We start from the raw sequence: 23,111 nt of genomic DNA on the forward strand, positions 1-23,111 counted from the left end.
TCATGGGTGGAGAGGGTATTAAAGTACTGAGGGAGAAGGTCTTTGACAAGTCCAGATGGATGCAGCTCCCGCGTGACGTGCTCATCGGGCATAACATGCTCGAAGAACTCCCCTCAGTCTGCCAGGACCTTGGTCTGGGCAGACATGCCCTGCTTATCACCGGTGAACGGACACGGGAGATCGCGGGCAATCGGATCGCCTCCCTTCTGGAAGGGCGGTGCGAAGTAACCACCTTTATCGTCCGCACCGGTTCTCTCGACGAGATTGCAGCCGCCGAGGAATTTGGGACCGGATCGGACTTCGTCATCGGGGCCGGGGGGGGTCGGGTCATCGACACCGCCAAGATCGTCTCGTACAACCTCGACCGCCAGTTCGTCTCGGTCCCGACCGCAGGGGCCCACGACGGGATCGCCTCGGCGCGGGCCTCGATTCCGACCCCTGAAGGGAGTGTTTCCCTCGACGCCCACCCGCCGATCGCCGTCGTCGCCGACACCGCGATCATCGCCGCCGCCCCGACCCGCCTCCTGGCCGCGGGGTGTGCCGACATCATCTCCAACTACACCGCGATCCTGGACTGGGAACTTGCCCACCGCCTCAGGGGTGACACTGTCTCTGAGTATGCGATAGCCCTCTCGAAGATGACCGCAGAGATAATCGTCAAGAACACCGGCGTGATCAACGCCCGGACCGAGGAAAGCGCCTGGATCGTGATGAAGGCTCTCGTCTCCTCAGGCGTGGCGATGTCCATTGCAGGTTCCTCCAGACCCGCGAGCGGGGGCGAACACAAGTTCTCCCACGCCCTCGACCGCCTCGCACCAGGGCAGGCGCTCCACGGGGAACAGTGCGGGGTCGGGGCGATCATGACGATGTACCTCCACGGCGGGGACTGGCGGTGGATCCGGGACTCACTCAAGAGAATCGGGGCGCCGACGACCCCGGCAGAACTCGGGATCGACGACGAGACCGCGGTCGAGGCTCTCCTGGAGGCCCGGACCATCAGGCCTGAGCGGTTCACGATCCTGGACATGGGCCTCTCCAGGGAGAGTGCCCGGCGACTTGTCAGGATGCTCTATGAGGAGTGAATAGTCATGGCCAAACCAAAAGCAAAAGTGACCCTGCTCGGGACGTGTCTCGCGGAGAAAGGGCTTGAATTCGTGTACGAAAGCGAGGCGACGGCATGCAGGAACTGCAAACTCTGGAAGGTCTGCCACAATCTCCAGCCAGGGAAAAAGTATCAGGTCGTCGGGGTCAGGCCGAACACCAAGCAGGAATGTGCCGTCCATAAAGATGGGATCTGTGCGGTCGAGGTGATCGAGGCCCCGGTCACCACCCTCATCCCGGCCGACCGGGCCATCCTCAACTCCAGTATCCACTTCGAGTCTCCCTGCACCAGAACCAGGTGCCGGAGTTATCATCTCTGCCACCCCGACGGGATCATCGAGGGCGAGAAATACATCGTCGCCAAAGTGCTGGGCACCGGGCCGGACGTCTGCGAGAAGGGACGGAACCTAAAACTCGTAGAACTGCGCCCGGCGGGGGCCTGATCAGAGGAACTTAGACCCTATAGAATCGCTCATGAATTGAAACCTCATACATTTTTCGTAACCCTCTGTTCTCACGCCATCCCCCATCAAATCGCGCCGGGAGGGGCATGATAGACATGGTGCCGCCCCCCCATAAGGCAAACACCAGATCACAAACCCCCTCAACCCGGGGCCGCAGCGCAGAGTCTCCTCGAGAGGGCGAGGAGCCTGCCAGTGTGGCGGAGGTCAACGAGCCACCGGTGCGGTATGGATGGAAAACCGTAGCAGGCCCCGGCAAGCGCCCCCGCGATCGCGCCCACCGTGTCGGCGTCGCCACCCAGGTTTATTGCCCGCACCACCGTATTTTCAAACCCGTCCGAGCCCATGAAGACAGCCACGGCCGCGTGGGTGGCGAGTACAGCGTCGAGAGATGGTTCGATCGGCCATCGGTCGAACTCGCCCAGGCGTTCGGCGACCTCAGGGCTCTGGCACCGGTCGAGAGCATGGGTGAAGGCCCGCACCTTCGGGACGCCCCGGCACATCTCCGAAACCATCTGGTTCACGAAGGCCGAGCATTCGCCGGCGACCGGGTCATAGTGGGTGAGGGCGGAGCACACAAGGCTCACCTCACGCACCGCGTGCGGCGGGTAATAGATCCCGAGAGGCGGGGCACGCATCACGCTCCCGTTTGTTCTGCTCCCCTTGTTCATGAGGTGCGCGACGGCCGCAGCCTGTTCTAGAGCGCACCCCTGCCTGACCAGGGTGAAGACTGTCCGTGAGGTGGGCCCGTAAAATTCAGGTGCCCCTTCGAAGGCCCTGACCAGTCTCTCCATGAAGTCCTCGGGCGAGAATCCGCGGCACGAGACGAGGGACTCGGCAAGTCCGATGGCCTGAAGGGCATCGTCAGTGAACTCACCCCTTTGAATATCATGAATTCCTCCCCCAAGCATTCTGGTCACGCGGTTTTCAGGCGGGGGCAGCCCCTCGAGGGGCGCACCCAACGCGTCGCCTACAGCAAGCCCAACAAGGCACCCGGCCGCTCTCATGAAGTCCGATATAAAGATCACCAATAAACTATATCAATCGAAGAAAAAATGTAATTTTTGAAGTTAGGTGATTGCGTGCAGAAGGAAGAGTTGCTCCACTTACACATGCTCTTGATGCATATCAAGAAATATTACGAAACTACCACCGGAGATGAGGTTTACACCCCGGATTACGATGTGCTTGGCGTCTCCCCCGCCCACATCCACAAGAACAAGATCTCCCACAAGAAGGCGATCCTTGCACTCGGCGAGGACCTGGTTCACTAGCTGCGCAGTTCCACTCCCCTCGCCCAGCAGGTGGAAGGGATCCACAAGGCAACCCATAATGAGGGCGTAGCACAAGAACATTAAGACGGTATGGATGATGTCGACCTCTGCCGGGAGATCATCTCCCGCATCTCTTCTCAGCCCTGCGGGACATCAGATCTCCAGCGGGTTAAGATTGCGGTCTGCCGAAAATATAGCGTGAGTTCCATCCCCAAGAACTCCGCGATCCTCGCCGCAGCCACGCCCGACGAGGAGAAGGTGCTGCGCGAGGTGCTCATGGTCAAACCGACCCGGACGATCTCGGGCGTCGCCCCGATTGCGACGATGACCTCACCGGCCCCCTGCCCGCATGGCAAGTGTCTCCCCTGCCCGGGCGGCCCTGAACACCCCTTCGGTTCGCCGCAGAGTTACACCGGCCAGGAACCGGCGGCCCTCAGGGGCACCCAGCACGAGTTCGATCCCTATGCCCAGGTGCAGGCCAGACTCTCGCAACTCGAGGCCCTGGGTCATCATGTGGACAAGGCCGAACTGATCGTGATGGGCGGGACGATGACCGCACGCCCAAGAGAGTATCAGGAGTGGTTTGTCCACTCGTGCGTCCACGCGATGAACGAGTACCGCTCCGGCGAACACCGTCCCTTCGACCCGGCGACGGTCCTGGAGGAGAACGAATCAGCACCGGTGCGGTGCATTGCCACGACCTTCGAGACCCGTCCCGACTGGTGCCGGCGCGAGCACCTCGACGGGATGCTTGACCTCGGGGTGACCAAGGTCGAACTCGGTGTCCAGCACACCGACGACGCCGTCCTCACCCTCAACCGGCGCGGGTGCATGGTGGCCGATGCGGTCGAAGCGAACCGTCTCCTGCGGGACGCCGGGATCAAGGTCGGGTTTCACATGATGCCAAACCTCCCGGGAAGCGATCTCGAAAAGGACCGGGAGATGTTTCAGACACTCTTTGCAGACGAGGGGTTCAGGCCTGACTTTCTCAAGATCTATCCCACCCTGGTGACGCCCGGCTCAGAGATCGAAACCCTCTGGGAAGAGGGGGGGTACGCCCCATACCCTGAAGACGACCTGGTGGATCTCGTCGCCTATGCAAAGTCTCTCCTGCCCGAATATGTCCGTCTCCAGCGGGTGCAGCGCGACATCCCGGCGCGGTTGATCGTCGCGGGGTCGCGCCACTCCAACTTCAGGCAACTCGCCCAGCAGCGGTTGCACGAACATGGCGGGGCGTGCCGGTGCATCAGGTGCCGGGAGGCCGGGCGACGCCGGCCCACCGGCACCCCGGCGGTGCGAGACCTGACCTATGCGTGCTGCGGCGGGACCGAACACTTCATCCAGGTCGAGGCCGGCGACGCCCTCATCGGCTTCGCGCGCCTCCGCTATCCGGGGGAGGCGGTCAGGCCCGAACTCGACGGGGCGGCCCTCCTGCGCGAGCTCCATGTCTACGGGGCGATGGTCCCCCTCGGGACGAACAGCGGAGAGGGAGAATTCCAGCACCGCAACTTCGGCAGAGAACTTCTTGCCAGGGCCGAGGAGACCGCACGCGCAGACGGCTTCGGCCGCCTCGCCGTCAACAGCGGGGTGGGGGTCAGACCCTATTATCGGGGTCAGGGCTATGAACGCGAAGGGCCATACATGGTAAAGAGACTGCAATGAAACCCGCAACCCTCGAATTCCTCAACCAGCGCTTCAATTCGTATTATCGCGAGAATTTCCTCGCCATGCCCCCAGGGCTCCAGCAGCGGGAGTGGGGTTTCGTCTTCTTCGGCCAGGAGCAGGGGATACGGATGCGCCGTCACCTGGGCTTCGGGTCGCGCGAGGAGTGCACCGACTACATCAGGTCGATGGCACCGGCGCACGCCTATTATTCGACAGCCTACTACACCGATCCCGGCGCGGGGACGATGGGGGAGAAGGGTTGGACCGGGGCCGATCTCATCTTCGACATCGATGCCGACCACCTGGTGAAGGGCGTGCCCTACGATGCGATGCTCGCGCGGGTCAAGGAGGAGACCGAGAAACTCCTGACCATGCTCACCGAAGAACTTGGCTTCTCCCGAAAGTCGCTCACTCTCGTCTTCTCAGGCGGGCGAGGATATCATGTCCATGTCAGAGACCCAAGAGTCCTCGGCTGGGAGAGCCAGGAGCGCAGGGAAATCGTCGACTATCTCTGCGCCACCGGTCTCGCCCCCGGTTCCCTCTTTGCCATGGGGAATAGTGGGGGCTGGCAGGGCAGGTTCGCCTCGGCCCTCCAGGAGTACGCCAACCGGCTTTTTGCCGACGGTGAGAAGGCCGCCCGCAAACACCTGCTCGAGATGGAGGGGGTAGGGGAGATCTATGCCGGGCGTTTCCTTGCGTCGATGCAGTCTGCAGAGTTCGCCGCAGGCAGAATCCCCAGAGATCTCCTCTCCTCCTCGGTACTGCAGACTCTCCTCTCTGGAGAAGGTGGAGAACTCATACCCCTGATCAAGGACCGGGCCGCCCTGGTCGACGAACCGGTGACGACCGACATCAAACGGTTGATCAGAATGCCGACCTCCCTCCACGGCGGGAGCGGACTGCGGGTCGTCGAAGTCCCGCTCAAGGAACTTCCCGACTTCGACCCGCTCGTCGACGCCGTCGTCTTCTCTGAGCGGGAGGTGAAGGTGGACGCGGCCTTCGGACTCTCGATGCCGATCCTCGGGAAGACCTACACTGTGAAGAAGGGGACCAACCTCGTCCCCGAGGCCCTGGCCGTCTTCCTCTGCTGTCGCGGGATCGCCGAGATCGGGGGTGGGCGGCGATGATGGACCTCGACGATCTCAGGATCATTGTCTGGAACGAGCGGGAGAGCGGGAAACTCTCCGAGATCCCGGGCGACCTCTTCAGGACGGCGAAGCGCTCTCTGGACGAACTCTACGAGGAGATCAATCAGATCCATGACCCCTTCTCCGAGGAGAGCGCGGTCCTCCAGGACCGGTTCCAGGCGATCAAGGAGACGCTCAATGGCATCATCAAGATCAGACTCAAGAAGATCATGAGACTTGCCGAGGCCCAGAACGAGGCCGAGTACTCGGACAAGGAGGAACTGAAATTGATGCTCCCGGCAGAACGAACGATGTTCGATGCGGTCTGCCGCGAGATCGCCGCATGCCGCGAGGGCCTCCTCGAAGGAACAGAGAGAGAGTTCACCCCCACGGCGCCGGTCGAGGACGAACTGATCTTCCCCGCCGGTGAAGAGGAAGAAGTGCCGGCACCGGGGGCCGCGGCCGCGGCCGGGACTGCGCTGGTGTTGATCAGAGAGGAAGTCCCTGAGTTCATGGGACTTGACGGCCGCACCTACGCCCTTGAGACAGAGGACATCGTCACCCTCCCCAGGGAGAATGCGGACGTGCTCTGCGGGCGCAACATAGCCTTAAATATAAGGCTTATCAAATAATACAGATATTCGAGAGAATAGTGCCGGGCAATCAGGGTGGGAAGAAAATGGGATATCCTTCATTGGATCCCGGATTCCCCCCGATAATAGGTCGGACCCGGCACTGCCGCCAAGCCCGGAACGGGCTGCAACGACCATCGTGAGGGGCTTATTTCATGAAAATGCCAGCAAAATTTAGGGCTTACTGTCCGCACTGCAGATCGCATGAGGTACACGAAGTTGAGAAGGTGAAGAAGGGCCGCGTCAACGGTCTGCACTGGATCGACCGGCAGAAAGCCCGGAGAGGGAAAGTGGGCAACATGGGCAAGTTCTCAAAGGTACCTGGTGGCGACAAGCCAACCAAGAAGGTTAACGTCAGGTACCGTTGCACCAAGTGCGGGAAGGCACACCTCCGTGCGGGATGGAGAGCAGGCAAGTTCGAGATTGTGGAGTGAAAATATGGTACATCAGCACAGAGAAAACAGGAGCAAGTTCTACAGGGTCAAGTGTCCTGACTGCGAGAACGAGCAGGTGATCTTCGAGAAGGCCGCCACGGTCGTCGACTGTGCGGTCTGCGGGCATGTCCTCGCCGAACCCACCGGTGGCAAGGCAACGATCAAAGCTGAGATCACGGCAGAACTCCAGTGAGATTGTCAGATGCACGATATAGACGAATGGCCGGAAGAGAGCGAACTCGTCGTATGCACCGTTGAAGACGTCAAGGACTTTGTAGCCTTTGTGCGTCTGGACGAATACGCGAGCAAGAAAGGTCTTATTCACATCTCCGAGATCGCAACCGGCTGGGTCAAGCACATCAGAGACTACGTCAGAGAGGGTCAGAAGGTCGTTTGCAAGGTTCTCAGCGTCGATCCCAAGCGCGGACACATCGATCTCTCCCTCAAGGATGTCAACGACCACCAGCGGCGTGAGAAGATCCAGGAGTGGAAGAACGAGCAGAAGGCCGAGAAGTGGATCGGTTTTGTCGCAAAAGGTACCGGCGCCGATCCCCAACTGATCAGGGATGCCTTCTACTCCAACTTCGGACTGCTCTATTCGGCATTCGAGGAGATCGTGACAAAAGGCGACGCCGCACTGAAGGATCTGGACTTCAAGACAGAGGTCAACGAAGCCCTCAAGACCGTCGCTCAGGAAAACGTAAAGATTCCGAAGGTGACGATCACCGGGACTCTCGTCCTTGCCTCGACGAAGCCGGACGGAGTGAACATCATCCGCAGGGCTCTCCGGAGCGCACAGCCGAAGGTTGAGGAAGAAGTCGACATCGAACTCGTCTACCTTGGGGCCCCGAACTACCGGATCAAGGTCACCGCACCTGACTATAAGATGGCCGAAAAGACCATCGATAAAGCGTCATCTGCGGCGATCGGGGTCATGGAACGGGCCGGTGACACCGGAAAGTTTGTAAGAAAGGCAAAGAGCGCATGAGCGGGCGGATCCGGTACTGCGAGCGGGACCACCGCTACACCCTCTTTTTCCGCTGTCCAGTCTGTGGGGAACCGACAAGGACGGCACATCCCGCCAGGTACTCTCCCCAGGACCATTACGGTGCTTACAGGAGGCTGGCGAAGCAATGGACGACATAGGCGTAGCATATCTCACCGAAGACAAGGTCCAGGCAGACATTCTCGTCGAGGGGCTGCCGGGGATCGGTCAAGTCGGCAAACTCGTCGTCGAGCATATGATCCAAGAACTCGGCGCGGAGAAGATCGTGGATATCATCTCCGTTTTCCTCCCGCCGCAGGTGCTCATCGACCCTGGCGGCGTCGTCCGCTTGCCGGCCAACGAGATCTATCTCTGGAAGGGTGAGGAGAAGTCAATCGCGTTTCTCATCGGCGACTTCCAGAGCACTTCCAACGAGGGGCACTACCTCCTTGCCGACGCGTATCTCGATGTCGCCGAGGAACTCGGGGTGAAGCGGGTCTACACCCTGGGCGGCTTCGGAGTCGGCCACCTGGTCGAGGAACCGAGGGTGCTCGGTGCAGTGAACGACGAGAAGCTTATCGAAGAGGTGACCGAAGCCGGCGGTGTGATGGCCGGCGACGAGCCCGGCGGGATCGTCGGGGCCGCGGGTCTCCTCCTCGGGCTTGCTACGGAGCGCGGGATGGACGGGATCTGCCTGATGGGCGAGACCCCCGGCTATCTCGTCGACCCGAAGAGTGCCGGCGGGGTGCTCGCGGTTCTCACCAGACTCCTCGGGGTCGAGGTCGATCCCACACAACTCGCAGTGCATGCGGCTGAGATGGAAAAGATCCTCGCCAGGTACGAAGAGATGGAGCGGGGCAAAGAGGAAGAGTCCCTCAACTATATCGGGTGAGCATGGCCGTCTACGCCGACCTCCACATCCACTCTCCTTTCTCGATGGCCACTTCGCCCTCGATGACACCGACGGCCCTCTGCGAGGCCGCGGCCCTCAAGGGGATCAGGGTGCTGGGAAGCGGGGACGCCCTCCACCCGGAGTGGCGGGCGGCCTGGAAGATGTATGAGGACGGGACCGGGACGGTCGTCCTCCCGACCACCGAGGTGGAAGGGAAGGGGCGGGTCCACCATCTTATCATCATGGAGGACTTCTCCCTCTTCGAGGAACTCGCCCGGGTCTTCGCCCCCCATTCCCGAAACCTCCTGACCGGGGGGAGACCGCATGTGCATCTTGAGGGAGAGGCGATCGCCGCGGCGGTCCATGACCTCGGCGGACTGGTCGGTCCGGCCCATGCCTTCACCCCCTGGACCTCGCTCTATGCCTCCCATGACTCAGTCGCCTCCTGTTATGGCGAGGAGTCGATCGATTTTCTTGAACTCGGACTCTCGGCTGACACCACGTACGGCGCCGGGATCCCCGAACTCGACGGCGTCCCCTTCCTCTCCAACTCCGACGCCCACTCGGCCCACCCGGTCAAACTGGGCCGCGAGTTCAACCGCCTCGACCTCGGAGAGGCCACCCCGAAGGCCGCCTTCGACGCGTTGAAGCGGGGGAAGATCATGCTCAATGCCGGGTTTTTCCCTGAAGAGGGGAAGTACAACCGCACGGCCTGCACCAGGTGCTACCGGCAGTACTCTCTCGAAGAGGCGGGGACCCATGCCTGGACCTGCCCGGTCGACGGTGGGAAGATCAAGAAGGGGGTGCAGAACCGCGCCCATGAACTCGGCGGCGGTGGCGACCTCTCGGATCGCCCCCCGTACTATCACATTATCCCGCTTGGTGAGATCATCAGGGTGGTCCTTGGCGTCTCCTCCCCCAAGACCAGGAAGGTGGAGGCGCGATATGCCAGGCTAACCGAGACCTTCGAGACCGAGATCGCTGTCCTCGCCGAGGTGCCGCCAGCCGAGATCAGAGCGGTGGACCCCGAGGTCGGGGACGCCATCGCCGCCTTCAGGGAGGGACGGGTGAACCTTGTCCCCGGCGGCGGCGGGAAATACGGCACGTTTTCTTTTCTTTAGGTGCGGGAGAGAGAGGCCGGACTGATCGGTCTGGACCTCCCTTTTGAAGATGCAGTACAATTTTTGAGAACTGGATTCCCATCCTCTCCTCGTGGCGAATCAATACCAGAAGGTCGCCAATAGAGTGTACCCGGACGATAGAGAACTCTGGCCGTGAAAAAATATTCTGTACTCTCTTGCGAAGATAGCGCCGGGAACGACACCATTTTCTTCACGATCTCTCCTCCACCTTTCCGGCCCAATCGCAATCACGGGGGTCCGGTGGTCTCCCCGGTGCGAGAGGGCGATGAAAATTCTTTGATGGGGGCGGCCCCCCGATCACCTGACGTCCCCTCCTCAATCGTTCCTGCTCTCACGTCTTCCCACAGATTCTCGCCGGGGGCACTGCCCCCGGACCCCTGCACGATGAGAATAGGTGAGGGAGCGACGATAGCGTTGTTCATGCCCACTGTCCAGTCGTGGGGAGCGGATCAAGGGGCCCTACAGGTTGAGATTTGAGCGATGACGTGCCACAAAGTGCCTCGCGCCCCCGTTCCATCTGCAATGGCGAGTGGCGAGGGACAGAAGAGCAGAACAACCTGCGAGTGCGATCCCCTCCCCCCACCTGCGCGCGCCCCCCTCCAACGGCGGCACGACAGTCAGGTTCATATCAGAGGAGATCACGTCGTCCAGAGGGACAGCGCAGGATAAATATCATGACCACACAAAAGTACGATCGACTTTCCCTAAATCAAATAAAATTGTTAATGGTGAGATCGTGCATATTATGGAAGGATTCCTCCCACCGGCCTGGTGCCTCTTCTGGTTCCTGGTCTCGGCCCCGTTCGTCGTCTACGGGATGTACCAACTGAGAATACTGATGAGAGAGAAGAGAGAGGCGCTCCCCCTCCTCGCCGTCGCAGGCGCCTTCATCTTCGTCCTCTCCTCCCTCAAACTCCCCTCGGTGAGCGGGAGCTGTTCCCACCCGACAGGGACCGGGCTTGGCGCCATCCTCTTCGGCCCCTTCATCACCTCGATCCTCGGGCTGATCGTCCTCCTGTACCAGGCGGTCTTCCTGGCCCACGGCGGCCTCACCACCCTAGGCGCAAACCTCTTCTCCATGGGGATCGCCGGCCCGCTCCTCGCCTATGCAATCTACCGGGGCGGCCAGAAGGTCGGGCTCAACACCTACCTTACCGTCTTCCTCGCCGCAGCCCTCGCCGACCTCTTCACCTACGTGGTAACCGCGGCTCAGCTCGCCCTCGCCTTCCCGGCAGAGGCCGGAGGGTTTGTCACCTCGTTCATCGCCTTCGCCGCCGTCTACGCAGTCACCCAGATCCCCCTCGCGATCATCGAGGGCGCGGTCATCGCCCTGACCTTCAAGTACATCATCGACGTCCGCTCCGAGATCCTGGTCAGGCTCGGCGTGCTCTCCGACGCAGTGGCCGCACGCCTGCAGGAGGTGAAGGCATGAAGTACACCATGGAACTCGCGGTCCTTGCGGTCGTCCTCCTCTTCGCCGGGTCCTTCGTCATCGCCCTCAACACCGGCGAGCACGAGTGGGGCGGGACCGACGACCAGGCCGGCGACGTCATCAACAAGATGACCGGCACCGAGTACGAACCCTGGGCCGACCCCATCTACGAACCTGCGAGCGGCGAGATCGAGTCGCTCTTCTTCTGTCTCCAGGCAGCCGTCGGGGCGCTGGTGATCGGGTTCTTCTTCGGGTATTATTACCGCGGACGGCGGATAAATACCTGAAAACTCTCCCCTTTATGCAAAGAGGGGGAAAACCGGAGAGAGACATGCAGAATATCCTGGACGATTATGCTCACCAGAACGCCCTGCGGGACGTCGACACCAGGCTCAAACTCGTCCTCGGCGGAGGGGCGATCGTCGTCGGCATCCTCTCGACAGGCCCGGTCGCGCCGCTCTTCATCGCCATCTCCATGGCGGCGATCACCCTCTTCCTTGCCCGGATACCGGGGAGGTTCTACGCGACCCTCCTCACCATCCCCCTCTCCTTCGCCGTCCTCTCCGCAGGCGTGATCCTCTTTCTCCAGGGCGGAGGAGAGACCCTCTTCGCCCTGCCCGTCGGCGGGTTCACGCTCACCGCCACCACCGGCAGCGCCGACCAGGCCGCCCTGGTCCTGGCCCGGACCTTCGGGGGGATGTGCTCCCTCTTCTTCATCGCGCTCACCACACCGATGGTCGAGATCTTCGCGGTGATGCGGGCGCTCAGGCTCCCGGCCGAGTTCGTCGACCTCGCCATGCTTATCTACCACTTCATCTTCATGCTCATCGGGGAGGCAGTGGCAACCCACAACGCCCAGGAGATCCGCCAGGGGTACGCGGGTTTCAGAAACTCGCTCCGCTCTTTTCCGATGCTTGCCGGGGCGCTCTTCGTGCGGGCCTGGGAGAAAGGAGAAGATTTGATCCTCGCCATGGACGCCCGGTGTTATGACGGGAAACTCGCCCTCGAAGAAGAGGGAGACAGCCCCTCGCCCCTGAGCACCGCCGGCGTCGCCGTCTACCTCGTCACCGCCGGTGCGATCGCCCTCCTGACCGGAGGCGTACAGTTATTCTGAGAACGACCATGAGAGACGCAATTGAATTCCAGGACGTACACTTCGCCTACCCGAACCGCCCCGACTCCCTCCGCGGCATCGATATCGCCGTCAGAGCGGGGAGCAAGGTCGCCCTGGTCGGCCCGAACGGCGCCGGCAAGACGACCCTCCTCTTGATGTGCAACGGGATGCTCAGGCCGACGAAAGGGGTAGTGCGGGTCGGGGGGGTGCCGGTGAAGTACGACGCTCGCTCCCTCCGCGAGGTGAGACGGAAGGTCGGGCTCGTCTTCCAGAACTCCGACGCCCAACTCTTCGCCCCCACCGTCCGACAGGACGTGGCCTTCGGCCCCCTCAACCTCGGGATGGAGAAGGACGAGATCAAGGAGGCGGTCGAGCGGGCCCTTCACCAGGTCGGGATGAACGGGTATGAGCGACGCCCGCCCCACCACCTCTCCGGAGGAGAGAAAAAACGGGTCGCCATCGCCGGGGTGCTTGCGATGGACCCCGAAGTGCTGGTCTTCGACGAACCGACCAGCGCCCTCGACCCTGCCACCGCCGAGGAGGTGATGGACCTCCTGGACGAACTGAACCATGAGGGCAGGACCGTCCTCCTCTCCACGCACGACGTCGAACTTGCCTACCGCTGGGCCGACGAGGTCGTCCTGATGGAGAACGGAGCGGTGCTCAGGCATGGGAGCCCGGAGGCGATCTTCTCTGACACCGCCCTCCTGCACCAGGCCAGGCTCAAACCGCCTGCGGTGCTGGACCTCTACCGGGAACTCTCCGACCGCGGCCTCTTCAAGGACGAGACGCCGCCACGCAGCGCACTTGAGTTCACCGACCTGGTCGAGGGTCTGGCCGGCGACCAGCGGTCGCACGACAGTTGCGGGGCCATCCATATCTGGGACGCCGCAGGAGTCGACAGCACCGCCCTCGAAACCCTTCTTTCCTCAGGCGCCGTCACCCGGGTGGGAGCGATGGGCACCAGGGCGAAACAACGGGCCTCCGAGGAGGGGATCGTCCCTGACTTCACCTACGGCGTCATCGACAAGTGTCTCCTGCGGGCGGTCGCCGGCGAGGACTCGCTCATCCTCACCTCAGGCGGAATGCTCGCCCACACCCGCGAGCGGATCGATACCTATGCCATGGAGAGCGGGCGGGAAATCGGGATCCGAACTGTCGAAACTGGCTTTCTGGGCCGGAGGAGCACAGGGCCCGAAGCCCCTGCCAGAACCAAAGACCAGGACGGACGCAGCAAGAATGAGATCGCACCTGACTGCGAGCAGTCGGGGCGGGAAGATAATATTAATGGAATGGCGGGATAATATTGAGTACAATGCTCAATATTCGCCGGGAGATATGTGGGTACTGTGGTGCCTGTGTCTCTGTATGCCCTGAAGGGGCTCTCGAACTGATCGACGCATACCTGACCGTCGACAGCGAGACCTGCATCAGCTGTGGCATCTGCACGAAGGCGTGCCCACTCGGGGCTCTGGAGGTAACCGATGAAGTCTGAGTACGACGTCCTCGTCATCGGGGGCGGACCCGGTGGTGCCGTCGCAGCGTGGACCGCTGCCAGGAAGGGACTCTCGGCCTGTCTCATCGAGAAGAGACCGGCGATCGGGGCCCCGGTCAGGTGTGCAGAAGGGATCGGGAAGAAACTTCTCACCGATTTTCTTGAGCCTGACCCGCGCTGGATCTCCGCAGACATCAAACGCGCCCGGATTGTCGCACCTGACGGAACACAGATCCAGCTCAAGGAAGATCAAGCCGGCGCGGAGGTTGGTTACGTCCTCGACCGGAAATTCTTCGATCGTGAACTGGTCTGGAAGGCCTCACAAGCCGGTGCCGATGTCTTTGTCAAGACACGGGCCGTCGAACCGATCATCGAGGATGGCATCCTCAGGGGAGCAGTCGTCGAGTCCTGTGGCAGGAGACAGGAGGTCAGGGCACAGGTCACCATCGCCGCCGACGGTGTGGAGTCGAAGTTCGCCCGCTGGTGTGGGATCGACACGACCGTCCCGGTGCAGGATCTGATGAGTTGTATCCAGTACCTCGTCACCGACATTGACATCGATCCGGTCTGCAACGACTTCTACCTCGGCAACGAGGTCGCCCCGCAGGGGTACCTCTGGGTCTTTGCCAAGGGGGAACGGTGCGCCAATGTCGGGATCGGGATCCCGGCCTCGAAGACCGGACCAGGCAACCGCGCCAAGGACCATCTCGACCGCTTTATGGCTGAACACTTCCCTGACGGCAAGATCATCGAATGTGTCTTTGGTGGCGACCCGGTCTGCCGGCCTCTCGACTGCACGGTCTCAGACGGGTTGATGATCATCGGCGACGCCGCACGGGTCGTCGACCCCATCACCGGCGGCGGCATTGGCAATGCCATGCTCACCGGCAGACTTGCCGTAGAGGTGGCGGCGAAGGCGATCGCCACAGGCGACACCTCGAAGGCTGCCCTGATGCCGTACGACGAGGGATGGCGGAATGCAAAGATGGGTCGGGATCTTGAGCGCAACTACAAGGTCAAGGAGTTCTTTATCAAACTCTCCGACGAGAAGATGAACGACCTCGCCGATTCGATCGCAAACATCGACTTCGACGAGTTCTCGGTCAAGGCCCTGGTCCTGGAACTGATCAAGAGAAACCCGAAGATGCTCTTTGAGTTGAAAGAGCTCAAAGACGCTATCAAGCATTAGACCGATCGGTGCCGGGTCACGGACCATATAGGGCTCCCGGCCCTCTTTTTCCGACTGATTGTCTTGAAGAGGTTTTGAGGGATGATCGGACACCTGAGGGCAAAAAAAAAGGAGAGACGCGACTGTTTCAGTCTTCTGAGCCCTTCAACTGCCGGTTGAGGATGGTGATGCACTCTTTTTCGGCTTCTTTCTTGGTGAAGACCGTGATAATGTCGCCGGGCCGGATCTTGACGTCCCCGCTCGGGATGATCAGTTCGCCGCCCGCCCGTCTGATCGCGATGAAGACGAAGTTCTTCACCTCAAGTTCTCTGATCTCATGGTCGATGATCGGGGCGTCGTCCTCTGCCACAACCTCGAAGATCGTCCCGCCCGGAATGGAAGCGAGTTGTTGCATGTTCGGGCTTTCGGCCCAGTAGTAGAGACGAGTCGCCACGAGTTCGTCCGGGTTCTCACTGATCTTCACTCCCACCTCTTTGAAGAGGGCCGAGTGCTCCTTCTGGTTCACGATGGAGACGACGTTTGGGACCTTGAAGCGTTTTGCCAGCCAGCAGGTCATCAGGTTCACGGCATCATCGCTTGTCGTCGCTACGAGGCTTTGCGCCCGATCGATCCCGGCGTCATCGAGAACCGAACTGTCAGTGGAGTCACCGGCAATCGCGAGCACGTCGTAGTGCTCCAGGATGTCGTTGCATTTCGCTTCGTCCTGGTCGATGACAACGACGCTGTTCCCTTGATTCGCCGATATCGCTGTCAGGTTTCTTCCGATCCCACCGAGACCAACGATGATGATGTACACACACCAGTTTGCCGCCCCCGGCTTGAAATATCTTGTGCATCCAATCTATCCCACATGATCTGTGGTGTCGATGAGGCGGGAAAGGGCGCAGTCTTTGGCCCCATGGTGGTGGGGGTCGTCGGGTGCGAGGCCGACGACGATCTCCCGGCAGGGGTGCGGGATTCAAAGACTCTCACGCCCAGACGGCGGGAGGCGCTCTATACCGAGATCACCGGATCGTTCCCCTGGCAGGTGGTCGAGATCCCGGCGGCCGAGATCGACCGGCTCAGGGAGGAGATGACGATGAACGATGTGGTGGCGAGGGCCCACGCCGAGGCGGTCAGGAGTCTTGGCGCGGGGCGGGCCTTTCTCGATGCCTGCGATGTCGACGAGGAGCGGTACCGTTCGAAGGTCGCCGCCCTCGTCGGAGGTGGCTGCGAGGTGGTCGCCCGCCACCATGGGGACGCCCTCTTCCCGGTGGTGAGCGCCGCAAGCATCGTCGCCAAGGTGACGAGGGACCGGGCGCTCGAAGATCTCAGGGCCGAGTATGGTGCGATCGGGAGTGGCTATCCCTCCGATAAAGTCACGATCGCCTATCTCAAGGACTACGTCGCGGGACACGGCACCGCCCCGATCTTCGCCCGCACGAGCTGGGAGACGGTGGCGCGGCTCTTCGACCAACGGCGGCAGACAAGTCTCGGCGACTTTTAGGGTGTGAGCGCCGGGGCCAACCAGCCGGTGAGCACCATCAGCACTCCGGTGAGGAGGGTGACCAGGAGGAGGAGGGTGATCGCCCTGACGGTCCGGTGAGGGTAGATTTCCGACCGGCGCGACCGCCATAATCGCCCTCTATCAGTGTAATGGGACGCGATGACAAGAGAGACCATGGCTGCGGCCAGCGTCCCGGCAAGTGCGTGATAGTACCCTCCCGGTCCGGTCTGCCCAGGATATCCGATCTCGACGACCGCAACCCCCACAGCGGCCAGGATCAGGAGCATCCCGATAAGGGTCTCCCGCTCCGATCCCTCCGGGAGCACGCCGCGGGACGCCGCCCGACTGCGGCTGTACGCAAGGAGAGCGATGCCGAGGAGAGCGGGGAGCCAGTGGAACATCAGGCCCCGGCCTCTGGTGTTTGCGGGGGTGAGAGAGGTGGGCGTCGACGTGACGGTGGGCTGGCCCTCATCCCCGGTCTCATTCTCAATTCTGGGATCGTCCCCTCCGGCTGGCGGAGAGGGGATCGGATTCACCACCCCGCTGCCCCGCATCCCTGATAAGGAAGGGGAAGAGGGGATCTCGGTGAGGAGATAGGTGACCTCAAAGGAGAGGGTGTCGCCCTGGGCGTCGTTCTGGGGTTTGTAGATCTCCTGAAATTTCCAGTGCCAGGTGAGGGCGACGCTCTCCCCGGCATCGAGTCTGGAGATCGTGATCATGTTCTGATCGTCCGGTCCGTGCGGGAAGGCCGCAAGCGGCGCCGGGAACGTAACCCCACTCTCCAGTCGCTCGCCCGAGAGGGTGAAGAGGAGGTAGCGGCCGAGGGCAGCACCGTCACCCTCGCCGTCGGTCTCGATGACGCCGCTCACCCAGAGGGAGAGGGTGCCGGCGCTGATCCCGGCGTTCCTGAGCATGACGACATTTTCGCCTTCCTCTCCCGGCGCGAGACCGCTCTCGTTCCAGGGGACGGCCGTCCCCTCGTCGACGACCAGGTCGATTGTCGCGGCGGAGGCGGGGGCGGCGAGAGTTAGAGCGAGGGCCGCGATGAGGAGGAGCGCGGTGACTCGCACCGTCAGTACCCTCCTGGCGTGTACCAGACCCGCACCTCCTCGAGGACCGAGGTTCGAGTGTTATCGGTCGTAGAGAGGTTTGCCCGCCACTGGAGGTAGCGGCCGGAGGAGAGATTTGTGCTTACCGGGGAGGTGTTCCCCACTGGTTTCCAAGGAAGGGTCGCGTTGTTATATGAAAAGCTGGCGTTGGAGGCCCGCACTTCGAACGATATATTGATTTCTGGAGAGGTGATGGCATTCCAGGCGAGGGAGTCCCACTTTGAGTCGTTGGCGCCGGTGTCGAAGACGTTTGAGGTGATGGTGCCGTTCGTGTGGTAGCCAAAGGTCGGCGAGTACTTGCGGACGATGTGTTCGTCGCGGAGTTGTTCAGTTAAATCATTTACATAGAGACCGGTCTTCCCCGAGATTGGGGCATTATCTGGCAGGTTGGCACTGCCAAGCCATTGACCGTCGACAAAGAGGTCAGCCCGCCGCCCGGAGAGACCAAGTTCTTCCGTATGCCATGCATCCCAGACCCCAGAGACATCCCAGTATTCACCATTCGACCATTCATTACCCTGAATACAGCCAGAGATCATGACACGAGCAGATATAGAGAACAAGTCTTTCCGAAACTCTGCCGAAACATAGTTATTTTTACCCACATATCGAGTTGTGATCTTACCCCGTCCAACGAGGTCACTCAACTTGATACGCTCTCTGACAGCGACATCAGACCATTCTCCTTGATTTACAGTGAGATATCCTCCCTCAAAATTGAATAGACCAGTATTTTTTACAGACAATTCGTGATCTCCGGTCACTTCGGCCCGAATCCGCCCCGTTTTTGTCCATCCGTCTGGTATTTCTCCGATAGTATCATCATCAAAGTCGTCATAGAAGAGGAATGTGGCCGTCCCATTGCTCGCATCCTGTGCATCCCCATTCCCATAGTGAAGGTCGATGGTTGAATCTCCGGGGGGTATAGTCGGCACCCGCACCCAGAAGACGGCAGGATTAGATCCAGCGTGCCCATCATGCCAGTGCGGGAGAAGATGGCCCTTGTCATTCGTAAATCTGATATCACTAAAATTATCCAGCATCCCCTCTTGATGCGACACATTAACCCTCACTTGATAATCAGTGAGAATATTCTCACCGAGGTTGGTGATGGTGACCAGCGCACAATGGGTCCAGATCCCCCCTTTGGCCGCCATCACACGGGGAGGGGCGGCCGGTGCGGCGGCCTGTTCATTGCCATCGATGAACACCTGGTCTGATGGTTTCTGAAGAGGTTTTTCTCCCACGCTCTCGTTGCACGCCCCGGCTCCGTGAGGAGTGAGGATATCTGCGCCCGGAGAAGAGGGCCCTTCAAACACACTTTCATTCAGATCTTTGTCTCTTACCGCGGATGATTCATTGAATCCTATCAAAGCATCGGCCTCGCCTTCCCCTACTATCGTTTCCACAGCAGTTGCGTTTTCTCCGGCCACAGAGGATAGAAAAGCTTCCGCACCGGCATCTCCCTCAAGAACAGGGGGGGGTTCAGGCGCCTCACCGCTCACTTCTCCCTTCCCTATGATCGATTGATCAGGTGCTCTCGACCCTCCCGTCTCATTACCCACTACCGGAGCACTCACATTCGTCGCATTTTCGCAGGAAATGGTGAAAGAGATGGGTTCTTCTTCTGTGATCCCCTCAGGGATGGCAGGGGTTCCAAAATACCCGTCGTCTCCCGACTCACCAGCAGGCGTGGCTACATCATCATCATCGACACTCTGGGCCGTAGCGTACGACGCTGTCTCAGGCTCAGACCAGAGAATTAAATTCCCGGCTCCCACAATGGCTCTGGGCTCTATCGGTCCTCCGCTCTCATTTTTAGCGAGGATTACGTCACCTTGCTGTATGGTCGCATTAACATTCAGGAGGGTACAGTTCAAAAAGTCCCCCTTCGTCGTCCAGATTCGACACTCCGAGTGCCACGCCTCGAAGGTGATCTGCCCGGTCTTCTCAGTATCAACAAAGACACACCCGCTCTCGCCGAACGGAACGGTGCAGAGGGCGAAGACAAGGAAAAAAAGTATTACCAGTCTGGTTCCCCGCACGCCGGGGCCCACCTAGGCCCCCCCCTTTCTGACCTGCCGCAGGAGCGACACAGCCTCGGTCAGGAGGAGGAGGGAGGCGGGGACGACGATCAACAGGACAAATCCAGGAGGGCTCCGGATAAAGTGGCTGACATAACCAAGGAAGGGCAGGTGAAGAAACACGACGCCGACCACCTCCTTCGCCGCCACCGGCGAGGGATCAGGATCTTCGTTGGCGTCGCCCTTCGTCACGAAGGCGCGCGGCGGGCCGGGGATGACCTCGACGACGCGGTGGGTGGTGAGGTGGCCGCCCTCCCGGTAGGTGATGACCTCGCCCTCACCTATCTCGGAGGCCGCCGCCGGCCTTGTGACCACCACCCCGCCGACGTGAATCGCGGGTTCCATGCTCCCCGAGAGCACGGTGTCCACCCGCCACCCTCCCATCGCCGCAAGGAGTATGGCACCCGCTGCCACGACCAGGAGCAGGAGGAGCACCCCCCGCCTCCCGGTCAGCGCCTTTCCTATTTCTGCCATTGATCAGTTGTGTGCCGTTTCAAGACTGTCGTTCAAGCCTGTTTCAGCATGAAGGTGATGTTAAACGAGCAACTGTCGCCCTGTACCTCGTTGCCGGTCTCGTAAGGAAGTTTGTAGGCGATTGTGAAGGTGCCGATGTTTGGTGAAGCATCAACTTGGGGGGAACCCGTTGTTGTATTCGTATTGCTGAAATTATCCAGGAGGAAGTAGTTGTTGTCATTACTGGGATCGCCTGAAGAGGCCCATACTAGAGAAGAATCTCCAATATCAGGAATAAGATGATAACCAGAACCGGTCCCATTATCAAGCAATAAAGCGACTTTTAGTCTCTTCTCAAGACCAATTGGTCCACCTAATAAAGCCTCGGACACATTCTCAGGTTCAGTCCCCACACCCCCTTCATTGGTCGCCAATCCACCCACCGAGACATTGAGCACGCCAGCAACATTTCCAGTGTTGTTAAGGATCAACTCGGCATAGGACTCATTATAATCTCCTGGCTTCAGCGGATTGACAACAACCGGTAGAGTGGTATTCCCAACCACTAGGTCAAGCGTCCCGGCCGTGAAGGTACTGTTCTGAACCTCTTCGACATCACTGAAGTACGCGTACGTCCCGCCTCCGATGAAGAAGGCGATTAAAGCCACCCCCAGAGACGTTAAAATAATTTTTTTTGTCTGATCCATGGTTTCTATCACCCAATGTTTATATGTATGATCATAAGATATGCTTAAATTATAAATAAATTCCGATATGCCTGGTCGCGACCTTTGCGGAAAAATATCATCGCAGAAAGGCGACAGAGCATCGCCCCTGCCCCATGCACTCACCCAATCGCCGGGAACGATGTAGAATAAATCGGCAACAGGATCACAGCACCCTCAAAAAAAGTTCGGGCACGGCACCCGCCCCCATTCAATCTCTGACGGCGGCTTCGCCCTGTGTCAGGAGGCCGGCACTTTAATCAGAGAGGGACAACCATCAGTATTTCAGATGGACTGGTCACTGGTACTTGCATTTCTCCTCGCGATCTACATCGCTATCTCCCTCTATATCTGGAAAACCGGGCGATTCAGCGATCACATATCGTTCTATGGCCCGATCATGATGATCCGGACCTCCAGAGTAGGGTTCTTCGACCGCTTCAAACCGATCTCCGGGTTCCTCCGCGCCTACGGGACGTTCGGGGTGGTGATGGTCGTGGTGGCATCCATCGGGATGGCGCTCATGGTCATCCTCTCCTTCCAGTTGACCCTCACCCACATCGAAGAGCAGGCCGGTTCGCTCTCTCCCCAGGCCGTTCTCCTCATCCCCGGACTCAACCCCTTCATCCCCTCGACCATCGCCGTCTGGCTCGCCTTCTTCGTCACCCTCCTCGTGCATGAATGCGGCCACGGCGTCCTCTGCAGGATCGAGGACATCAAGGTGAAGAGCGCCGGCCTCCTGTACGCCGTCATCCCCATCGGCGCCTTCGTCGAGCCCGACGAAGAAGACGTCGAGAAGACCACCGGCATGCCGAAGGCCAGGATGTACGGGGCAGGGATCACGAACAACATCGTCCTCGGTGCGGTCTGCATCGTCCTCTTCGTCCTCCTCATGGGGATGGTTGTGCCGACGACCGCACCGGTGGTCTACGGCATCTACCAGGACGGCCCTGCCGACCATGCCGACATCCCGACGCCCGGCATCATCACCGAAGTGAACGGCATCGATGTCTCGACCCAGGCCGACGTCGCCGCCGTCCTCAACACCACCAGGCCGGGCGACACCCTGGACCTCGTCCTGGAGAAAGACGGAGCAGAGACACCATACACCCTCACCCTCGACGCCTGGCCCGAGAGCATCACCGCTCAGACCGGACCGCGAGAGAGCGGATACATGGGCATCTACTATTACCAGCCCCAGATCGTGACCAATACCGCCGAAAGTATCCTCTCGGTACCGGGATTCTTCCTCTTCATCTCGATCCCCCTCGCGCACCTCTATAACCCGGTGATCGGGCAGCACCTACTGATCCTCACCTCGCCCTCGCCGGACATCCAGTTCTTCACCGTCCCCTTCCCCTACTTCTGGGAAACGGTCCACCTCCTCTTCTGGATGGCCTGGATCAACATCAACGTCGGGATCTTCAACGCCATCCCCATGCTCCCCCTCGACGGTGGATACATCCTCAAGGAAGGCCTGGACCGCGTCCTCGAACCGCGGGGACTGAAGCGATACTCCCAGACGATCATCTCGGCCATCACCTGGACTTTCTTCGCCCTCATCGCAACGACCATCTGGATCATGGTCTTCTACCAACCATGAGGGGGGAGGCCGACAGCCTCCCCTTGAAAGACCTCCTTCTCATTTCTTACCCCGGCCAACGGCAAGAACATCTTTTTTCGGCTCTGTTGAAAACCTCTTCTTGAGTGTGAACCCGGTGCTGACCACACCTCCCCCGGCATGGACTTGATAGACCGGGGACGTCACCGATCTCAGAACAATTCCTTTCTCTGCCTTCCCGCCCCTATCGCAATCCCAGGAGTCCGGGGGCAGCGCCCCCGGCGCGAGCGTGTGAGAAGGGGTGAGAGCATGAACGATTGAGGGGGAGACGTCAGGTGATCGGGGGGCCGCTATCGAAGAATTTTCATCGTCCTCTCGCGCCGGGGAGACCCCCGGACCCTCACAGACAAAGAGAGCCAGGGGGCGGCAACGGGTCCTGTATAACCTCCCCCCGCAGAAGATACGGACGGAGGATAGCGTATCGCCCTCATGATGGCATGCATGGATCAATCCATCCCACAGACGACTTACCATGGGATTCTTCCACTTCTGCATGGAGAAGGTTGCCGACCCCTCACCTTCATTCGAGGGGGTCCGGCGGGGAAGAGCAGTTCAGAATTCCTGGCCCCGTAAAATTCCTCTTCTCGAGCGAACATCAGGGGTTGACCACACCCCGCCCCCGTGTGACTGAGAGACAGAGGACAGGAACACCCTCCGAATGATCACCCCACTACCCCACTGCCCGGCAGC

Annotated in this window: 26 protein-coding genes; 20 read left to right on the top strand and 6 right to left on the bottom strand. The window is 60.4% G+C overall.

The window, feature by feature from the left end; genetic code table 11:
- Positions 1-2: 2 nt before the first annotated feature.
- Together RJ40_RS04610 and RJ40_RS04615 are read left to right on the top strand one after the other, a co-directional pair.
- Positions 3-1,082, top strand: coding sequence for an NAD(P)-dependent glycerol-1-phosphate dehydrogenase (locus tag RJ40_RS04610; RefSeq protein ID WP_265582606.1), 1,080 nt, complete (start codon positions 3-5; stop codon positions 1,080-1,082).
- A 6-nt stretch (positions 1,083-1,088) separates the two neighbouring features.
- Positions 1,089-1,544 (top strand): UPF0179 family protein, encoded by a 456-nt coding sequence (locus RJ40_RS04615; protein ID WP_265582186.1) that lies wholly within the window; start codon positions 1,089-1,091, stop codon positions 1,542-1,544.
- 161 nt (positions 1,545-1,705) lie between these two features.
- On the opposite strand, the gene RJ40_RS04620 is transcribed toward RJ40_RS04615, so the two are convergent.
- Positions 1,706-2,590 carry an ADP-ribosylglycohydrolase family protein gene (locus RJ40_RS04620; protein WP_265582187.1) on the bottom strand — a complete coding sequence of 295 codons (885 nt, stop codon included), beginning with the start codon at positions 2,588-2,590 and terminating at the stop codon, positions 1,706-1,708.
- 54 nt (positions 2,591-2,644) lie between these two features.
- Here RJ40_RS04620 and RJ40_RS04625 point away from each other — a divergent pair, with 54 nt between their 5' ends.
- The 16 genes from RJ40_RS04625 to RJ40_RS04700 all read left to right on the top strand — a co-directional run bounded on the left by RJ40_RS04625 (position 2,645) and on the right by RJ40_RS04700 (position 14,943).
- Positions 2,645-2,836, top strand: coding sequence for a UPF0058 family protein (locus RJ40_RS04625; RefSeq protein ID WP_265582188.1), 192 nt, complete (start codon positions 2,645-2,647; stop codon positions 2,834-2,836).
- Between the two features lie 90 nt (positions 2,837-2,926).
- On the top strand, positions 2,927-4,498 hold the full coding sequence (locus tag RJ40_RS04630; protein ID WP_265582189.1) for a tRNA uridine(34) 5-carboxymethylaminomethyl modification radical SAM/GNAT enzyme Elp3: 1,572 nt from the start codon (positions 2,927-2,929) through the stop codon (positions 4,496-4,498).
- Positions 4,495-5,628 (top strand): DNA primase catalytic subunit PriS, encoded by a 1,134-nt coding sequence (gene priS / locus RJ40_RS04635; RefSeq protein WP_265582190.1) that lies wholly within the window; start codon positions 4,495-4,497, stop codon positions 5,626-5,628. Before RJ40_RS04630 ends, priS begins: the two co-directional genes overlap by 4 nt.
- Positions 5,625-6,260 carry a DNA replication complex subunit Gins51 gene (locus tag RJ40_RS04640; protein WP_265582191.1) on the top strand — a complete coding sequence of 212 codons (636 nt, stop codon included), beginning with the start codon at positions 5,625-5,627 and terminating at the stop codon, positions 6,258-6,260. Before priS ends, RJ40_RS04640 begins: the two co-directional genes overlap by 4 nt.
- 155 nt (positions 6,261-6,415) lie before the next feature.
- Positions 6,416-6,694, top strand: a complete 279-nt coding sequence (locus RJ40_RS04645) for a 50S ribosomal protein L44e (protein WP_265582192.1) — start codon at positions 6,416-6,418, stop codon at positions 6,692-6,694.
- 4 nt (positions 6,695-6,698) lie between these two features.
- On the top strand, positions 6,699-6,887 hold the full coding sequence (locus tag RJ40_RS04650) for a 30S ribosomal protein S27e (protein ID WP_265582193.1): 189 nt from the start codon (positions 6,699-6,701) through the stop codon (positions 6,885-6,887).
- A 9-nt stretch (positions 6,888-6,896) separates the two neighbouring features.
- Positions 6,897-7,682, top strand: coding sequence for a translation initiation factor IF-2 subunit alpha (locus tag RJ40_RS04655; protein WP_265582194.1), 786 nt, complete (start codon positions 6,897-6,899; stop codon positions 7,680-7,682).
- Complete coding sequence (locus RJ40_RS04660; RefSeq protein ID WP_265582195.1) at positions 7,679-7,840, top strand: RNA-protein complex protein Nop10; 162 nt, start codon at positions 7,679-7,681, stop codon at positions 7,838-7,840. Before RJ40_RS04655 ends, RJ40_RS04660 begins: the two co-directional genes overlap by 4 nt.
- Entirely contained in the window at positions 7,828-8,571 is a 744-nt protein-coding gene (locus RJ40_RS04665; RefSeq protein WP_265582196.1) for a proteasome assembly chaperone family protein, read from the top strand. The genes RJ40_RS04660 and RJ40_RS04665 overlap by 13 nt, the downstream gene beginning before the upstream one ends.
- Before the next feature lie 2 nt (positions 8,572-8,573).
- Entirely contained in the window at positions 8,574-9,692 is a 1,119-nt protein-coding gene (locus RJ40_RS04670) for an endonuclease Q family protein (protein WP_265582197.1), read from the top strand.
- A 757-nt stretch (positions 9,693-10,449) separates the two neighbouring features.
- Complete coding sequence (locus RJ40_RS04675) at positions 10,450-11,145, top strand: energy-coupling factor ABC transporter permease (RefSeq protein WP_265582198.1); 696 nt, start codon at positions 10,450-10,452, stop codon at positions 11,143-11,145.
- Positions 11,142-11,432, top strand: coding sequence for an energy-coupling factor ABC transporter substrate-binding protein (locus RJ40_RS04680; protein ID WP_265582199.1), 291 nt, complete (start codon positions 11,142-11,144; stop codon positions 11,430-11,432). Before RJ40_RS04675 ends, RJ40_RS04680 begins: the two co-directional genes overlap by 4 nt.
- Positions 11,433-11,476: 44 nt before the next feature.
- Positions 11,477-12,259 carry a cobalt ECF transporter T component CbiQ gene (cbiQ, locus tag RJ40_RS04685; protein ID WP_265582200.1) on the top strand — a complete coding sequence of 261 codons (783 nt, stop codon included), beginning with the start codon at positions 11,477-11,479 and terminating at the stop codon, positions 12,257-12,259.
- A gap of 8 nt (positions 12,260-12,267) precedes the next feature.
- Positions 12,268-13,563, top strand: coding sequence for an energy-coupling factor ABC transporter ATP-binding protein (locus tag RJ40_RS04690; protein ID WP_265582201.1), 1,296 nt, complete (start codon positions 12,268-12,270; stop codon positions 13,561-13,563).
- Between the two features lie 11 nt (positions 13,564-13,574).
- Entirely contained in the window at positions 13,575-13,754 is a 180-nt protein-coding gene (locus RJ40_RS04695; protein ID WP_265582607.1) for a 4Fe-4S binding protein, read from the top strand.
- Entirely contained in the window at positions 13,744-14,943 is a 1,200-nt protein-coding gene (locus RJ40_RS04700) for an NAD(P)/FAD-dependent oxidoreductase (protein ID WP_265582202.1), read from the top strand. Before RJ40_RS04695 ends, RJ40_RS04700 begins: the two co-directional genes overlap by 11 nt.
- Positions 14,944-15,070: 127 nt before the next feature.
- On the opposite strand, the gene RJ40_RS04705 is transcribed toward RJ40_RS04700, so the two are convergent.
- Entirely contained in the window at positions 15,071-15,739 is a 669-nt protein-coding gene (locus RJ40_RS04705; RefSeq protein WP_265582203.1) for a potassium channel family protein, read from the bottom strand.
- A gap of 54 nt (positions 15,740-15,793) precedes the next feature.
- Here RJ40_RS04705 and rnhB point away from each other — a divergent pair, with 54 nt between their 5' ends.
- Complete coding sequence (gene rnhB, locus RJ40_RS04710; protein ID WP_265582204.1) at positions 15,794-16,429, top strand: ribonuclease HII; 636 nt, start codon at positions 15,794-15,796, stop codon at positions 16,427-16,429.
- Here the strand turns inward: rnhB and RJ40_RS04715 are convergent.
- Genes RJ40_RS04715 through RJ40_RS04730 form a run of 4 tightly spaced genes read right to left on the bottom strand, consistent with a single transcriptional unit; the run spans position 16,426 to position 20,782 of the window.
- A complete protein-coding gene (locus RJ40_RS04715; RefSeq protein WP_265582205.1) occupies positions 16,426-17,499 on the bottom strand; it encodes a hypothetical protein in 1,074 nt (357 codons plus the stop codon). The two genes, rnhB and RJ40_RS04715, sit on opposite strands and share 4 nt — an antisense overlap.
- A 2-nt stretch (positions 17,500-17,501) precedes the next feature.
- A complete protein-coding gene (locus RJ40_RS04720) occupies positions 17,502-19,595 on the bottom strand; it encodes a DUF2341 domain-containing protein (protein ID WP_265582206.1) in 2,094 nt (697 codons plus the stop codon).
- Entirely contained in the window at positions 19,596-20,096 is a 501-nt protein-coding gene (locus RJ40_RS04725) for a signal peptidase I (protein ID WP_265582207.1), read from the bottom strand.
- A 32-nt stretch (positions 20,097-20,128) separates the two neighbouring features.
- Positions 20,129-20,782 carry a TasA family protein gene (locus RJ40_RS04730; RefSeq protein WP_265582208.1) on the bottom strand — a complete coding sequence of 218 codons (654 nt, stop codon included), beginning with the start codon at positions 20,780-20,782 and terminating at the stop codon, positions 20,129-20,131.
- 307 nt (positions 20,783-21,089) lie between these two features.
- Between RJ40_RS04730 and RJ40_RS04735 the strand changes: the two genes are divergently transcribed.
- Complete coding sequence (locus RJ40_RS04735) at positions 21,090-22,403, top strand: site-2 protease family protein (RefSeq protein ID WP_265582209.1); 1,314 nt, start codon at positions 21,090-21,092, stop codon at positions 22,401-22,403.
- The last annotated feature ends 708 nt before the right edge of the window (positions 22,404-23,111 follow it).

Source organism: Methanofollis aquaemaris, from assembly GCF_017357525.1.
In the GTDB taxonomy this organism is placed as follows: Archaea; Halobacteriota; Methanomicrobia; order Methanomicrobiales; family Methanofollaceae; genus Methanofollis; species Methanofollis aquaemaris.